The sequence below is a fragment of the Cellvibrio sp. genome (assembly GCF_039207905.1).
GTDB lineage: Bacteria > Pseudomonadota > Gammaproteobacteria > Pseudomonadales > Cellvibrionaceae > Cellvibrio.
Genome location: NZ_JBCECX010000059.1, coordinates 1 through 15,561, shown reverse-complemented (window position 1 = coordinate 15,561; position 15,561 = coordinate 1). Strand labels below are relative to the sequence as shown.

Annotated in this window: 12 protein-coding genes; 3 read left to right on the top strand and 9 right to left on the bottom strand. The window is 49.1% G+C overall.

Features of this window, described 5'->3' with window-relative positions; genetic code table 11:
- Window positions 1-159: 159 nt before the first annotated feature.
- Window positions 160-615, top strand: a complete 456-nt coding sequence (locus AAGC78_RS20975; RefSeq protein ID WP_435786066.1) for an outer membrane protein assembly factor BamE — start codon at window positions 160-162, stop codon at window positions 613-615.
- A gap of 47 nt (window positions 616-662) precedes the next feature.
- On the opposite strand, the gene AAGC78_RS20970 is transcribed toward AAGC78_RS20975, so the two are convergent.
- A complete protein-coding gene (locus tag AAGC78_RS20970; RefSeq protein WP_435786065.1) occupies window positions 663-2,303 on the bottom strand; it encodes a diguanylate cyclase in 1,641 nt (546 codons plus the stop codon).
- Window positions 2,304-2,570: 267 nt separating this feature from the next.
- Between AAGC78_RS20970 and AAGC78_RS20965 the strand changes: the two genes are divergently transcribed.
- Complete coding sequence (locus AAGC78_RS20965) at window positions 2,571-3,800, top strand: HD-GYP domain-containing protein (RefSeq protein ID WP_435786064.1); 1,230 nt, start codon at window positions 2,571-2,573, stop codon at window positions 3,798-3,800.
- Here the strand turns inward: AAGC78_RS20965 and tyrS are convergent.
- The 7 genes from tyrS to AAGC78_RS20930 all read right to left on the bottom strand — a co-directional run bounded on the left by tyrS (window position 3,797) and on the right by AAGC78_RS20930 (window position 13,684).
- Window positions 3,797-5,059 (bottom strand): tyrosine--tRNA ligase, encoded by a 1,263-nt coding sequence (gene tyrS, locus AAGC78_RS20960; protein ID WP_435786063.1) that lies wholly within the window; start codon window positions 5,057-5,059, stop codon window positions 3,797-3,799. The genes AAGC78_RS20965 and tyrS overlap by 4 nt on opposite strands.
- Window positions 5,060-5,154: 95 nt before the next feature.
- Window positions 5,155-5,943, bottom strand: coding sequence for a response regulator transcription factor (locus AAGC78_RS20955; RefSeq protein ID WP_435786062.1), 789 nt, complete (start codon window positions 5,941-5,943; stop codon window positions 5,155-5,157).
- A 47-nt stretch (window positions 5,944-5,990) separates the two neighbouring features.
- On the bottom strand, window positions 5,991-6,374 hold the full coding sequence (locus AAGC78_RS20950) for a response regulator (RefSeq protein ID WP_435786061.1): 384 nt from the start codon (window positions 6,372-6,374) through the stop codon (window positions 5,991-5,993).
- Window positions 6,375-6,392: 18 nt separating this feature from the next.
- Window positions 6,393-8,777, bottom strand: coding sequence for a PAS domain-containing protein (locus AAGC78_RS20945; protein ID WP_435786060.1), 2,385 nt, complete (start codon window positions 8,775-8,777; stop codon window positions 6,393-6,395).
- On the bottom strand, window positions 8,777-12,754 hold the full coding sequence (locus AAGC78_RS20940; protein ID WP_435786059.1) for a PAS domain S-box protein: 3,978 nt from the start codon (window positions 12,752-12,754) through the stop codon (window positions 8,777-8,779). Before AAGC78_RS20940 ends, AAGC78_RS20945 begins: the two co-directional genes overlap by 1 nt.
- A gap of 150 nt (window positions 12,755-12,904) precedes the next feature.
- Window positions 12,905-13,237: an RnfH family protein gene (locus tag AAGC78_RS20935; protein WP_435786058.1), complete on the bottom strand. Its 333-nt coding sequence runs from the start codon at window positions 13,235-13,237 to the stop codon at window positions 12,905-12,907.
- A gap of 12 nt (window positions 13,238-13,249) precedes the next feature.
- Window positions 13,250-13,684: a type II toxin-antitoxin system RatA family toxin gene (locus tag AAGC78_RS20930; RefSeq protein WP_435786057.1), complete on the bottom strand. Its 435-nt coding sequence runs from the start codon at window positions 13,682-13,684 to the stop codon at window positions 13,250-13,252.
- Between the two features lie 175 nt (window positions 13,685-13,859).
- Between AAGC78_RS20930 and smpB the strand changes: the two genes are divergently transcribed.
- On the top strand, window positions 13,860-14,345 hold the full coding sequence (gene smpB, locus AAGC78_RS20925) for an SsrA-binding protein SmpB (protein WP_435786056.1): 486 nt from the start codon (window positions 13,860-13,862) through the stop codon (window positions 14,343-14,345).
- A gap of 82 nt (window positions 14,346-14,427) precedes the next feature.
- On the opposite strand, the gene AAGC78_RS20920 is transcribed toward smpB, so the two are convergent.
- Window positions 14,428-15,561, bottom strand: a 1,134-nt coding sequence (locus AAGC78_RS20920) for a phosphoglycerate kinase (RefSeq protein ID WP_435786055.1), incomplete at its 5' end; no start/stop codon positions are given.

The window sequence follows — 15,561 nt, the reverse complement described above, 5'->3', positions numbered from 1 at the left end:
ACTCAAGCATTTGCAAAATTTTCACACGAGGCAAGGTCACTTAAGACCCGCTTTGCGCAGTTCGTGGTTACCGTCTGCCATTATTTCCCCCAAACCCTTCTCAGTGTTCCTGTGGTTCGGGTATTATCCGCGTTCATTTTCGTTAGTGGAAGCCCTTGTATGAAATTAGCCAGCCGTGTCCTCCTGGCCGTTGTGCTGTTTACCAGCCTCACTGCTTGCTCCAGCTTCCGTTTTCCCGGTGTTTACAAGGTCGGTATCCAACAGGGTCACATCATTACGCAAGAGATGGTGGAGCAATTAAAACTGGGAATGTCGAAGCGGCAAGTGCGTTTCGTACTCGGTAATACCTTGCTGCCAGATACCTTTAATGATGACCGCTGGGATTATCCTTACAGTGTAAGACGCGGCTCACAGGGCGAAATTACCCAATATTTGTACCGCGTGTATTTCGAAAACGACAAATTGGTGAAAACCGAAGGTGACTTCCTGCCTGGTAAAGCACCACTGAGTGGCGATAAATCGAAACGCTATCTGGAAGATATGAACCGCGATGTACCCGTTCCAACCGAAGACAGCACTCCACCAAAAGTGCCTGATCCGGAAGAGCTTGAGTAATAAGCGTGCTTTACCGATAAAAAAACGCCCGGATAATCCGGGCGTTTTTATTTTTGCTTGATCATCAAACCAATTCGGTTGCGCCCCTCGGATTTTGCCCTGTATAGCGCCGCATCCGCCTCTTGCAACAATTGATCGGCGCGCTCAACTCCCGGGCGATAAGCCGCAATCCCCGCACTAAGCGTCACATTAAAAGTCCGCTGATCAATGGTGAAGGTGATATCACTAAAGCGATGGCGAACATCTTCCATCAGCACTTGTGCCTCTTCCGGACTACAGCGCGGCAAAACAGCAACAAATTCCTCGCCACCGTAACGCCCGACCGCATCCGTTTTACGCAAGCGCTGGCGCAACAGATGCGCAATCGCTTTGATTACCTTGTCCCCCGCCGGATGCCCGTAGGTATCGTTGATTTTTTTGAAATGGTCGAGATCCAGCATCACCACACTTAAATTCTCGCCACTGCGTATAGCGCGGCTCAACTCCGCATCCACTTGTTCTTTAATGCGCGAGTGTTTGAGTAGACCGGTCAAACTATCGCGATCCAAGGCATCGCTCAGTTGACGGCTGCGCGCGGCGCGCACCGAAACTGCCGTAATCAGTTCGCGGTCGCTGAGCGGTTTGCTGAGAAAATCATCGCCCGCTCGCCCCATGGCGACCGCGCGCTTTTCTACATCTTGCTCGGAGGAAAGATAAGTAATCGGGATGCGCAGCCAATCCTGGTTGAGACGAATAACCTGCGCCAGCTCAATTCCGTTGCAACCCGGCATATTGATATCGAGCAAAATCAGCTCGGGGTGGAAATCCTGCAACACATCAAAAATTTCGCGCGGGTTATTACTCACCTCGGCACGAATATCAGCCGAACTCAGCACTAGTTTGTAGTGCTCCGCCAACGCCAAATCATCATCAATAATCAGCACGCGATGAGGCGCACTGCGATGGCGGTCGAGATAATATTCAAAGCAATCGACCAGCCGAATGATATCCAGCGGCTTCACAAAATAACCCACCGCACCGGCACGCACTGCCGCGTGGTAAGCATCGAAATCCGTACGGGTAGAAACAAAAATAACCGGGATAGGGGCGGGTAAATGTTGCTGCAAAATGGCGACCGCTTCCGGAGTTTCGCGCCCTTCCTCGGTAAACATAATGTCGCAGATCATAAAATCCGGCGGGCGCCGCAACACCTCGATCTCTGCAGCGGCGATGGTGGAAAAATGCTCCACCTGATGACCGAAATGCCGCAGCGTCATACAGACCTCCTCGGCGATATCGAGGTCATCCTCAAGCACATAAATCAGAGTATTGGTTTTAAGCGGGGCGCTCTGGGATACCACCGGGACTTTTTTGGCACTGTCACCCTGTGCCTGCCCATCAAGCGCAGCGACGGCAACAGCAAATATGCGTAACAGCCCCATATCCAAACGATTAGTGGTCAGCCAGGTTTGCGCCTGCAGCTCCAGTTTTTTAGCTTGTTTACCTAATTCGGGAAAACCAAAACTACCGGCGGAGCCGGCCAGTTTGTGCAGTTTCTGGTTGAGTTGATCGAGCGCGTTGCGCTGCAATTCAGGGTCGGACAAATCATTGACCAACGCCCGCAAACTCTCGATCTCAATAGGAAGGCGCGCCGCATAATCGTCGCGCAAAGCCTGAAGTTTTTTTGCTATTTCAGCATTTTTATCCATGGGTAACCGATATTTAATCTGCGATAGGGCAATTTTATTGGCATAACGTCTGTCACGCAGTGGCGCCAGTCACAACTCGCACGCGCCCTAAATGGATGAATAATAGGTCTGAATTTCCGGTTTAGCCACTCACATAACATATCTCAACAGTGCTTTTTCGGTGCAGCAAAATTTATTGGAATTCCCTCATCCCAGTTAAAAATCCCTGACTATACTCAGCAAGGTGAACGATAAAGTACCTTCCCCTCCCATGCACTTTGGTCATACATGCTCAAACGAATCGCGGTAAAAGACATACAGCTCGGCATGTACATCTGTGAATTTTGCGGTTCATGGATGGAGCACCCATTCTGGAAAACCAAATTCCTGCTTACCGATGAAAAAGACCTGCACGCAATCCAAACCAGTGGCATCAAAGAATTGTGGATTGATGTGAGCAAAGGCGCGGATATTAGCGCTGGCATCCAAGGTAAATCAGAAGAGGAAGTTGAACGCGAGACAGAAGCACTTCTACTCGGCGCCAACAAAATCCAGGGGAAAGAAAAAATATCGCTTGAGGATGAAATCAAAACTGCGGCCCGGCTCTGCGCCAAAACTAAAGAAGCCGTGATCGAAATGTTCCGCGATGCGCGCATGGGCAAAGCCATACAGGTGGAAGAAGCCCGCGCGCTGGTGGACGACATATCCAACTCAGTGATGCGCCAGCCACATGCATTAATCAGCCTCGCGCGTTTGAAAACCGCCGATGATTACACCTACATGCATTCAGTCGCCGTTTGTGCACTGATGATCGCGCTCGCACGCCAATTAAATCTCGATGAAGACATAATCCGCGAAGCCGGATTTGCGGGGTTGCTGCACGATATCGGCAAAGTCGGTATTCCCTTAAACGTACTGAATAAACCCGGCAAGCTCACCGACGCCGAATTTGCGATTGTGAAATCCCATCCCGAAGTCGGCGCGAAAATTTTAATTGAAAGCTATCAAGTCAGCCCACTGGTACTCGATGTGTGCCTGCACCATCATGAGAAGGTCGACGGCACCGGTTATCCGCGCGGCTTACAGGGCGACACCATCAGCCTGTTTGCCAAAATGGGCGCGGTCTGCGATGTCTATGATGCAATCACTTCCAATCGCCCCTACAAAAAAGGTTGGTCACCTGCGGATTCCATTCGCAAAATGGCGGAGTGGAGCAAAGGGCATTTTGATGAAGCTATATTCCAGGCGTTTGTAAAAGCCGTTGGTATTTATCCTACCGGCTCGTTGGTGCGCTTGGAAAGCGGACGCCTCGCGGTAGTTGTAGAACAAAATGAAGGCTCATTACTGAGCCCCAGGGTAAAAGTATTTTTTTCCGCAAAAAACAAAATGCCCATCATCCAGGAAACCTTGGACTTGGCAAAATTGGTAGGTAAAGAAAAAATCATCGGACGCGAATCGCCCGATGATTGGGGCTTTAAAAATCTCGATACCCTCTGGTCAGGAATTGCCAGCACCTAAGCGACCGCTTGCAACAAACAAAACTGTTTTTGTCCGCGCTGCAAAATCCAGAATTGATCATAGATTGCAAAATGCTCGGCCAACGCACCCTCCGCGCAAATCTCGCCATTCACACGAATTGCATTAGCTCGCAACAGCTCCCGCGCATTGCCACAGGATTTTGCTAGTGCAGAATCAACCAACACCTCAGCCAGTGTTTGCTGTTTATTCACGATCATGCACGGCAACCCATCCAGCGCGAGTTGTTGAAACTCCGCATGTGTCAACTGACCCACGCCCCCTGAAAATAACGCACGGGTAATTCGTTGTGCGGATTCAAGACCCGCATCGCCATGAACAAAGCGCGTAACCTGTTCCGCTAAAATTTGCTGCGCAATTGGCTTGCTGTTAGAGCTGAGATCTCGTTGCTCGATTGCATTTATGTCAGCCATCGATAAAAAGCTGTAATAGCCCAACAAGCGGTACACATCTTTATCATCAACATTTAACCAAAACTGGTAGAAACTATAGGGCGAGGTTTTTTCAGCATCCAGCCATACAGTACCGCTCTCTGTTTTACCGAATTTTGTACCGTCAGCCTTGCTGATTAATGGCAAGGTAAGCCCTTCAACTTTTTCATTGTTGAGCCTGCGGGTTAAATCAATACCGCTCACAATATTGCCCCATTGGTCATTGCCACCAATTTGCAACCTGCAGCCAAATTGTTTATTCAACATACAAAAATCGTAGGACTGCAGCAGTGCATAACTGAACTCGGTGAAAGAAATTCCCTGATCAGGCCGTTCCAAACGCTGGCGAACTGACTCGCGCCGAATCATATTGTTAACAGAAAAGTGTTTGCCAACATCGCGGAAAAAGTCAATGGCACTCATTCCAGCCATCCAGTGCGCATTATTGACGAGGGTTAGTGGCTGATCCAGATGCGGCGTCATCAAGCGAGCAATTTGCTCAGTCAATTGATTAGCCCAATGCACAACGGTATCCGCTGTATTCAAGCTGCGCTCGGCCGCTTTAAAACTGGGGTCGCCGATCATCCCGGTAGCGCCACCAATCAATGCAATTGAGTTATGCCCAGCATCTGCAAATCGTTTCAGCATTAACAGCGGCACCAAATGGCCAATATGCAAACTACCTGCGGTTGGATCAAAGCCGCAGTAAACCGTTTGTGGCTGTGCTAAAAATTCACGTAATAACGCCGGGTTAGTCGACTGCGCAATTAATCCACGCTGATCAAGCTCATCAAAAAAAGAAAGTTCCATTAGTGCCGCTCTGCAATGTAATTGTCGAGCAGCTTAACGAGCCGTTGGTTTCTGTGGGATATCCCTAAAGGGATAGTTCAACCAGAAAGTACTGGTTAATGTGATAACAGATGAGTAAGGAAAGATTGAAATAATTCGCTCAACGAATTGATACGCAACTTCGCGTAGATTTTTTTGCGGTGATTTTTAACTGTGCCAACGGAGATAGTCGTAGCTTGCGCAATATCCTGGGTGTCAAAACCCTGAATCAATAACAAAGTGATTTCTTGCTCGCGCTTACTGAGCAACTCAGCTCCAAAGGACGACATAGCAGCGGAAAGAAAGTGCTGTAATTCCGTTTTATCGGCGGTTGCAGTTGATAATGCAAAGCTGTGATCGCCCCAATGCTGTTTAAGCAGTGCATCCAGCAAGGGTTGTAAACGCAAAAGTTCGCGATAATTGTCGCTGTGGCGAGCCGGATTTTCTTCGTTGCAACCGACAAACACTAACAGCCAGCGGGTTTCATCCAAGCGCGAGAAAAAACACAACTCATCGTGCATTCCGGTTTTGGTAATAAATCTGGCGGTGTATTGGTTTATTTCGTGGGGTTCTGTGATCACATCCTGTAAGCGCAACACACCGTGATCATCGCTATCTTGTGCGCGCAGATAAAAAGGATCATCAATGTAGGAACCGGTTAAATAGCGTTGGAATAAAAAATCGCGATGGGTAGTAATTGAATCGAACAAATAAATAGGGTGTTTTTCTTTGCGGCAGCCGAGAATCAGCAGATGGTCAAAATGCAGAAGTTGTTTCAAATAATTGGCCAGCTGAAGACTAAATCCAGGATGCCGGATTGCACTCACAACACCGGCAAGTTGGCTCACATCATTCATATTTAACATCACTTATTGCTGCGACAATATTGTTTATCCATATGGATAAACAATATCTACTGCTTCGCCCATATATCGCGCAACTGTTGTGCAAGGGTCATAGGATCAAAAGGTTTTGCAATGACGCCCACCGCACCCAGGTTAAGATAACCTTCCACTTCTTGCGGCTGCACTTTTGCAGTCATAAAAACTACCGGGGTATTTGCCAACTCCGGAAAATTGCGCAGACATTTTAAGGTTTCCGGGCCATCCATTCCAGGCATCATTACATCCAGCAACACCAAATCCGGATTAAACGCCACTGCTTTTTCCAAAGCGTCGCCGCCGCAACTGCATGCCTCCAGTGTAAAGCCGTTAATTGTTTCCAGCACCATCACCGCAATGGCCTGAATATCGGGATCATCTTCAACGTACAAAATTCGCGTCAACTCTTGTGCCATAAGGTTTCTCCTTGATTGTTAATGGGTCGACAAAATATCAGCCGTATTTTCTTCGGTAATTTCTGCGACCGGAAAAATTGCAAAAAAAGTCGCGCCATGACCAGGCTCAGATTCAAAGCCGATAACGCCATGCATGCGCTCAACAAATGCTTTGCTGATCGACAAACCTAAACCCGTTCCGCCGCGCTGGCGGGAATCGGAAGAATCGGCTTGGGCAAACTTCTGGAAAATTCGCGCACGAAACTCTTCGCTCACACCAGGACCATGATCAATCACCGCCACTTCAACACGTTGATCGCGCAATTTTAGACAGATTTCTACATTACCTTCAGTCGGTGAAAATTTCACCGCATTGGAAATAAAATTTGCCATGACTTGCTGCAAACGCTGCGCATCAATATTCACCAACACATTCACCGGATTATCACACAAGACCAAACTCACATTGAAAGTGTCTGCGTAAGCTTTGGTGCCCTCAATAGAGGCTTCGATAATTGGCAGCAGCGGCTGCACGCGCATATCAAACGCCATTTTTCCGGCCAACAATTTTTCCATATCCAGAAGGTCATTGATCAGCAAGGTCAAGCGCTGGGAATTTTTATGGGCAATGCCCAACATATTTTTCACGTTGGCAGGTAATTCGCCGAGCATGCCATTGACGATCAAACCAAGTGAACCTGAAATAGCGGTCAACGGTGTGCGCAATTCATGACTGACCGCTGAGACAAATTCATTTTTCATTTGTTCAATGCGTTTGCGCTCAGTCATATCCTGAATGAATGACCAAATTTGTTGTTTGCCCTCTTCATTTTCAATCAATACGCCATTAGTCAGTATGGGAATCAAATGACCTTCTTTGTGGATATATTGTTTTTCGTAGGGACCAAAGCGGCCATGACGGATCAATTTTTCAACTTCTGCCTGATCTGATTCGGTATATTCTTGGGGTGTAATATCAGAGTAACGAATGCGCAAGATTTCTTCCTGCGTGTAGCCAATCATGCGCACAAATTCCGGATTGCATTCAATAAAACGACCATCTTCCATGCTATTTAAAATAATAGCGACAGGCGCCTGATTATAAAGTGTCGATAACTTTTGCTCACTCAACTGGATAACATTGCGCGCTTCTTCTGCAACGGTAATATCCCAAACAAAGCCATCGATATATTTTATTTCACCGTTCGCGCCATAAACACCGCGCCCCACTTCCTCAACCCAACGCCATAAACCATCAGCATGTAATATGCGATAAATGGTATGGAAAGGTTTTTTATTTTTTAATGCTTCCTGTACAAGATCGTACAAAACAGGAACGTCATCAGGATGAGTAATATCAGTCATGCTCAAGGTCGCGGCGCCATCAATAAATTGCTCCGCCGGGTAGCCAGTCAACTGTTGCACAGCATTACTAAGGTAGAGCATTGTCCAACGTGCATTATTTTCACAGCGATAGACAGCGCCGGGAAAATTACTGATCATGGTTTGTAAACGCTCTTCATTTTCCTGAATGCGACGACGTGAATTATGTAACTCGGTAATATCACTGTGTGTTCCCGACATCCACAGCGGATTACCTTCCGCCGTAAAACTGATTACCCGTCCACGCGCGAGCACATTCACCCAGTGACCAGCTTTATGTTTCATCCGGCACTGAAGTTCGTAAAATTCCAATTCGCCGCGAAAATGTTGTTCAAGCAATTGACTTGATAAAGTCAAATCATCCGGATGCGTTAAGGTGAGCCAGGTTTTTACTGATACAGGTGCAAGCTCCGCCAAGGTATAACCCACTATTTCGGCCCAACGCTCGTTAAACACAGTTTCACCGGTTTGCACGTTCCAACGCCAAGTACCAAGATTTGCGCCTTTTAAAACATCGTCCAGACTTTCACGTTCTTGCGCTAACGCGAGATTGGTTTCGCGCAGTTGCAACAATTGCATCACTTGTCCAGCAAGCAGCTTCAACATTGCGCGCTGTTTTTCTGACAACTGCCGTGGCACATAATCAATAACGCAGAGTGTACCCAATGGCAAACCGTTTTTAGTCACTAGCGGTGCGCCAGCGTAGAAGCGTATATGTGGTTCACCCACAACCAGCGCATTATCAGCAAAGCGGTGATCGAGCTGCGCATCTTCAACAATTAATAAATCATCGGGGGTAAGTATCGCGTGCGCACAAAAAGCAACATCGCGCGGCGTTTCCTCCGCATCCAATCCCAAACAACTTTTAAACCATTGGCGCTCGCGATCTACCAGTGAAACAACGGCGATAGGAACACCACACAAGGTCATCGCCAGTTGTGCAATATCATCAAAACTTTGTTCGCGCCGGGTATCGAGGATATCCAGCCGATGCAGATAGGCTAAACGTTCGCTTTCATTGACCGGCAATGCCGCTTTCATTATGCATCTCCTCTTGCATCCTTCTTCAGATTCGCCAATGCTTGTGTGATAGTGTTTTCAAGTTGACCGTTCACTAATGGTTTTTGCAGCCAGTAAACGCCCTCGCGCGACACCATGGATGGCAAACTTTTTCTGCCTTCATCTACCGTGCCGGTGATAATAATAATCGGCAATATTTTTTCGCCCGTCGCAACGTAGGATTCCTGCTCGCGAATTTGCTCCAGTATCGCCATGCCATTCATGTCCGGCAGATTCAAATCCAGCGTAATAAGATCGTAATCACGCAACTGCAAATGTTCGAGTGCGGACTGGCCGGTAGTAGCGCAATCCACGTCATAATTTTGCGCTACCAATGCCTCCGTCAATACGGCGGCCACATCGGCATCATCCTCCACAATCAAAAGATGTGGTTTTGATTTGGTTGGTTCAAGACGAGTGGATGGACTTCTCTGGGTATTGTCTTCGCAGGGCAAATCAAAATAAAAACTGGCGCCTTGCCCGACAACGGAATCCACACCCACTTTTCCGCCCATGCGCTCAATAATTTCTTTGCAGATAGCCAAGCCCAGACCAGTTCCGCCTTTTTGCCGTGTATCCGATGAATCAGCCTGACAGAATTTCTGGAATAAGCGCGCACGGAAATTATCAGGAATACCCGGACCATTGTCTTTTACCGCGACACGCACAATCCCGAAATGCTGCTCCACACTAATAGTAACGACATCATTCAGCGGCGAAAATTTCGCGGCATTGGATAAGTAATTCGCCATAACCTGTAACAGACGCTGATGATCTACCGATACTTTTACATCGTAATTTTCCAATCCTGATTCATAGGCATCTGATTTCAATACATAGGTGACGCCATACTGTTGCGCGAACGCAGCGTTGGATTCAATGCTCTGCTGGAGTAACGGCAACAACATATGCCACTGGAAATCGAAATGCATTTTTCCGGCCACCAGCTTTTCCATATCAAGCAAATCATTGACCAAATGGATTAAACGCTGGGAATTGTTATGCGCGATTTGAATCATGCGTGTCGCCTGATCCGGCAAATTACCGGCGAGGCCATTGGCCAGAATACCGAGCGCTCCGCTGATTGCGGTTAAAGGTGTTCTTAATTCGTGACTGACGGTAGAAATAAATTCGGTTTTCATTTTATCAATGCGTTTTATTTCACTGATATCACGTGCGATACCCAAATAACCAGTCACTGCGCCTTCGTGATCGCGCAAAGGGGAGATGGTGAGCAATACGGGAAATTCTCGTCCGTCTTTGCGAATAAATGTCCACTCTTGTTCATCATCAACACCCTCGCGCGCCTTGGAAATAAAAGTTTCAAACCCGGGTTTGATTTCATAACCGAATTCGCGTGTGAGTTTACGCGCACGCTCTTCAACTTCGTGATGCACGTGAAAATGACCGGGATTTATCTGGTCGTTATCAATCACTTCGCTGGCGGAATAACCCAACATTAATTCCGCACCGTGATTAAAGGTTTTGATCGTTCCATGCTCATCGGTAGAAATAATCGCCACACTGGCCGCATCAAGAATTGCTTCGCGCAGCGAGTTGGTTTCCATCAATTGCAGTTCGGCTTGTTTGAGGGGCGTGATATCTGAAACATAACCGTTCCACAGCACACTGCCGTCTTCGAGTTTTTCGGGAACGGATTGAACATGCGTCCAGATCAATCCACGGTGCGGATGATTCACCCGCACTGTCGCTACCCAAGGCGTAAGATGCGCAGCAGAATAAGAAACCGTTTCGCCTACCCAGCCCGCATCATCCGGATGAAGAACACTGAACACATCGTTTGCGGAGGTGGCGACATCTTCCGGGTTAACATCGTAAATATTTTTGATGCCGGTGCTGGCGTAGGGGAAAAACGAACTGCCGTCGGGGCGCAATTGGAATTGATATAAAAATCCGGGCAAACGTTCGCTCAATTTTTGGAAGCGCTGCAGGATCACTTTTTTCTCGGCATCTTGCTGCAAACGCTCAACGACCGAGCTGATCCAGCGTGCAAGCAAACGCACAAAATCTTTATCAAGTGAATCGTATTGGTGATGGCGGGTTTTACGCGAAGCGAAACACAAGGTGCCGTAAATTTTTCCATCGATCCACAAAGGTACACCGATATATGATTCAACTTGTGTCAGCAAATAGGCTGGGTGCTGGCGATATCCACTCGCCGGAATATCGTCTTCTGCCACCACTTCTTGCTGCGCCAACGTCAGGCTGCAATAGGTTTTGGCAAGCGATGTCTGCGCAGGCGCGCTGCGCTCGCCTTGGGCGGAGAATTGCGCGTTAACCCGATATTCATCGCCATTGATCTGGCTGATGATCCCATTGCTTAATCCGAGATAACGCGCGCCCAAATTTAATGCGCGGCGCAATTGCTCATCGGGATCAACCGAAGAGAGCGATGCAATTTCATTGAGTGAGTGCAGCGCCGCTTGCTGGCGAATACTAATCAGCTCGGTATTTTTGCGCTCGGTAATATCGGTGTAAACACCCACCATTAACGCCGCTTTGCCATTCGCGCTCCACTCGACCACTTTGCCGCGCGTGAGAATCCATTTATAACTACCGTCGTGCACCTTGAGCCGATACTCATTTTCATACATCACCGTCTCGCCTTTGATATGGCGAATAATGTCGCTGTAGCTCATGCGTTTATCAGCGGGATGAACACGGCTCATCCACTCATCCAGATCGAGAGAGCTGGTGGACTCAGGGCCAATACCAACCAGCTGGCGCCACTCGGGTGAGAATGCCGCTTTATCATTGGCGATGTCCCACTCCCAAAAACCCGAGTCACTTGAGCGCAGCGCCAAGGCCAGACGCTGGCGCGCTTGCTCACTGACCGCATGCTCTTCGCGCAGCTGCTCGCCGTGCTGCATGACCAGCGCTTGCAAATATTGGCGATTCAGGCGGATAAATAAAATCAACAGCAACTGCGCGCAAATCAGGGCAGTCACCCATTTAGCAATAACTTTACGGCAGATGGAGACGTAGGTGTCGTAGGCGGGGGTGATATCGCTCCAGACCAATGCGGCAAGCCCACCTTGCTCCGGCGCTGTACCAATTTGTGGCAGCGGTAACCAGGAAACAACGTAGGTTTTATCATTACTTTGCAGCAACTGCCCCTGCTGGTTGATCGGGACTATTCCACGGCTCCACCAACCATTTAATTGCGGGTCCGTAGTTTCCTCCAACCGCCAATCATCAACAGTGGTGGGATTGCGGTGATTCAGCTCCTGACGCGTCTGCTCCCAGAGCACTTGCTCAACGGCGCTCTTGCGCATAAACACTGCCATCTGGATTGGATTGGCGGAGCTTTTTTGCGGTAGCGATGACATGCCGACTTCCAACACCGCGATCACCCCGCCGGTCTGGTCTTCATTTGCCGTCACTGGCAGTACGGCACGGTAGCCGGTGCCTTGGCGGGCGACATCCACCCCCCAAGTCGGAACCCCGGAGGTGAAAGCATTGGTGATCAGGGGACGTATGCCACTCAAGCTATCGCCATAGCGATCCGGGCGATGCATGCGCAGGAAATTTACCGCACCGGGCGAGAAATACACGCTCAGTTGATGCACCCCCAACTCGGACATGCTGCTCCAATAATCCTGCAATTGGCGCTGTACAGTTTGGCGCGCCGCACGCAACTCTTCGACACTATTCGCGTTGTTCTCTGCCACGTACACTTTGTGCGCGGCGCGCAAACTATCAGTGACTGCACGGTCGCGCGCCACCAATTGCGCGAGCAGCATCGCCTGCTGGGTCAGATCGCGCCCGGTTGCCTCAAGATATTCCTCCTGGGTTTGGCTATTCCACGCCAGCCGCTCCTTCCACACCTGTTGGTGCACCTGCAAGTCGGCATACATAAAAAGAAGAAATACCACGGCCAGACCCAAGGCAGAAACCCAGGGCAACCAGCGGTACAGACGTTTGTAATTCAGCGACATGAAGTGTCTCGGGCTGTTGTTATCGCTCCCGCCAGCCAGAATTAAATGACGGAGTATTACCCCAGTGTAGTGCAAATTTTTAGGCGAGCAGGCCAAAGCCGCGCAGCACACACGAGTGCGGCAACAAGAGAGAAGAATAGGGAGGGGAGATTAGTCGTTAAGCGGTTTATTACTATCTGCTTTTTCCGCACGCTTGCGGCGCGCCTCTTTTGGATCAGACGCCAGCGGGCGATAAATTTCCACGCGGTCACCCGCATGCAGAACATATTTTTCCGCCGCATCCAGACCTTTGGCTCCCAGCGATTGGCCGAAAATGCCCATCTTGGCGGCGCTGATATCCAACCCGGGAAAGTGCTCATTGATTTTCGAACGCTTGACCGCTGCAAGCGCCGTAGTGCCCGGCTCGACCAGCAGTGCGATGATTTTTTGTTTGTGCGGCAGTGCGTAAGCCACTTCTACCGGGATGAGATCAAAATCGGCCATGGGGGCGCTCCATCACTTGTAGACTTGTTTGGCGCGCGCACAAAGTGCATCGACTTGTTTATTGCTGACGCTTTCGAACAACTTGCCCACCGCCATTCCCAGCAGACGGTTTTGCAATTCAAACTCCAGCTCGAAGGTCACTTTGCACGCATGTTCACCCAGCGCAGTAAAACGCCAGGCACCGCGCAGGAATTTAAACGGACCGTCGACCAGACTCATAATCATGCTGTGTGGTGCCTGCAACTGGTTGCGGGTGACAAAGCTCTGGCTTACACCGGCCTTGCTCAATTCCAGCCGCGCCTCCAGCCAATTATCGCCACGGGCTAAAATTTTTGCTCCAACGCAGCCATCCATAAATTGGGGATAAGCCTCGATATCGTTGACCAACTCAAACATCTGCTGCTGCGAATAATTAACCAGCGCCGATCGTTCCACCCGGTGTGTCACAGCCATCACCCCACACAATACGTTTTGCCGATTAAACCAGCACCAAAATGCGAATTGTACCCAGATTGCCCCGCCGGTATAAGCCCGCGCTGTCGCCCTATACCAAGACATAGCGCCGAGTTTGTCGATATAATGCCCGCCCGTTTTCGACTTTACCTTGAGTAGCATCCAGTTCATGGCCAAAAAAGCGCAAAAAAATCAGGGCAACACCATCGCCCTTAATAAGAAAGCCAAATTCGATTATGAATTGCACGATCGCTTCGAAGCCGGCGTTGCCTTCCTCGGCTGGGAAATTAAGAGCATGCGTGCGGGCAAAGCCAATATCACCGATTGCTATGTGATCTTTAAAAATAACGAAGCCTGGCTACAAGCTGCGCAGATCCAACCCTTGATCAGCGCGTCGACGCACTTTGTTACCGACCCGTTCCGCAACCGCAAATTGCTGCTTAATCGCCGCGAAATTAATCGTTTGCAGGAAGCGGTAAATCAAAAAGGCTACACCGTTGTACCGACGGCGCTCTACTGGAAAGACCATTTAATCAAACTGGAAATCGCCATCGCCAAAGGTAAACAACTGCACGACAAACGCGAAACTGAAAAAGAACGCGACTGGGCACGCGATAAACAACGTTTATTCCAAACCGCCAGCAAACGCGATTAATGGATCAATATTTTCTGTGATAAAAAAATGCCGGTATTTTTCAATACCGGCATTTTTATTTGCGCTACGAGCGGCGGGATAATTAACCCTTGGCGCGCTCTTCCAGAATCGCGACTGCAGGCAATACTTTACCTTCCACGAATTCGAGGAATGCACCACCACCGGTAGAAACGTAGGAGATTTTGTCGGCAAGGTTCCACTTGTCGATTGCCGCCAAAGTATCACCACCGCCCGCAACCGAGAAAGCTTCACTATCAGCAATCGCGCGCGAAATAGTTTCAGTACCTTGTGCAAACGCATCAAACTCAAATACGCCGCACGGACCATTCCACAGCACAGTTTTAGCGTTCTTGATGATCTCGGCAACGCGCGCTGCAGTCTCAGGACCGTAGTCAATAATTTCTTCGTCAGCTGCAATTTCGCTTGGCTTTTTAACGGTTGCCACTGAGTTGTGATTCCAGGATTTGAAACCTTCTTTAGTTACGCGCACATCCGTTGCGAAAACCACTTCTGTGGTTTTGCACAAACGCTGTGCCTCCGGAATCAAATCTTTTTCGTACAGTGAGTTGCCAACTTCATTGCCTGCAGCAGCAACGAAAGTATTGGAGATACCACCGCCAACAACCAGAATGTCAGCGATTTTCGACAATGCATCCAACACGCTCAACTTGGTCGATACTTTTGAACCGCCAACAATTGCAACAAGCGGACGAGCAGGATTGTCGAGCACTTTAGCCAGCGCTTCCAACTCCGCAGAAAGCAATGGACCCGCAACGGCAACAGGAGCAAATTTCGCCACACCGTGAGTTGATGCTTGCGCGCGGTGCGCGGTGCCGAATGCGTCCATTACAAACACATCGCACAGTGCTGCCATTTTTTTGGACAGGTCGTCAGCGTTTTTGCCTTCGCCTACATTGAAGCGCACGTTTTCCAACAACACCAAATCGCCTTGGTCAGCAAAACCATCAACCCAATCTTTAACGAGTGGAACCGGACGACCTAATTTTTCGCTCAAATATTTTGCAACAGGAGCAAGCGAAGCAGCTTCGTCGTAAACGCCTTCATCCGGACGACCGAGATGCGACATCACCATTACTTTTGCACCAGCAGCCAAAGCCGCTTTGATGGTTGGGATAGAAGCATCAATACGCACCGCACTGGTGATGCGCCCATCTTCCAATGGCACGTTCAGATCCTGACGAATCAATACACGCTT

Excerpts from the sequence above, each read along its gene's own strand:
- AAGC78_RS20940 (WP_435786059.1), bottom strand. The coding sequence starts at position 12,754 with ATGTCGCTGAATTACAAACGTCTGTACCGCTGGTTGCCCTGGGTTTCT.
- AAGC78_RS20950 (WP_435786061.1), bottom strand. The coding sequence starts at position 6,374 with ATGGCACAAGAGTTGACGCGAATTTTGTACGTTGAAGATGATCCCGAT.
- tyrS (WP_435786063.1), bottom strand. The coding sequence starts at position 5,059 with ATGGAACTTTCTTTTTTTGATGAGCTTGATCAGCGTGGATTAATTGCG.
- AAGC78_RS20975 (WP_435786066.1), top strand. The coding sequence starts at position 160 with ATGAAATTAGCCAGCCGTGTCCTCCTGGCCGTTGTGCTGTTTACCAGC.
- smpB (WP_435786056.1), top strand. The coding sequence starts at position 13,860 with ATGGCCAAAAAAGCGCAAAAAAATCAGGGCAACACCATCGCCCTTAAT.
- AAGC78_RS20935 (WP_435786058.1), bottom strand. The coding sequence starts at position 13,237 with ATGGCCGATTTTGATCTCATCCCGGTAGAAGTGGCTTACGCACTGCCG.
- AAGC78_RS20970 (WP_435786065.1), bottom strand. The coding sequence starts at position 2,303 with ATGGATAAAAATGCTGAAATAGCAAAAAAACTTCAGGCTTTGCGCGAC.
- AAGC78_RS20955 (WP_435786062.1), bottom strand. The coding sequence starts at position 5,943 with ATGTTAAATATGAATGATGTGAGCCAACTTGCCGGTGTTGTGAGTGCA.
- AAGC78_RS20965 (WP_435786064.1), top strand. The coding sequence starts at position 2,571 with ATGCTCAAACGAATCGCGGTAAAAGACATACAGCTCGGCATGTACATC.
- AAGC78_RS20945 (WP_435786060.1), bottom strand. The coding sequence starts at position 8,777 with ATGAAAGCGGCATTGCCGGTCAATGAAAGCGAACGTTTAGCCTATCTG.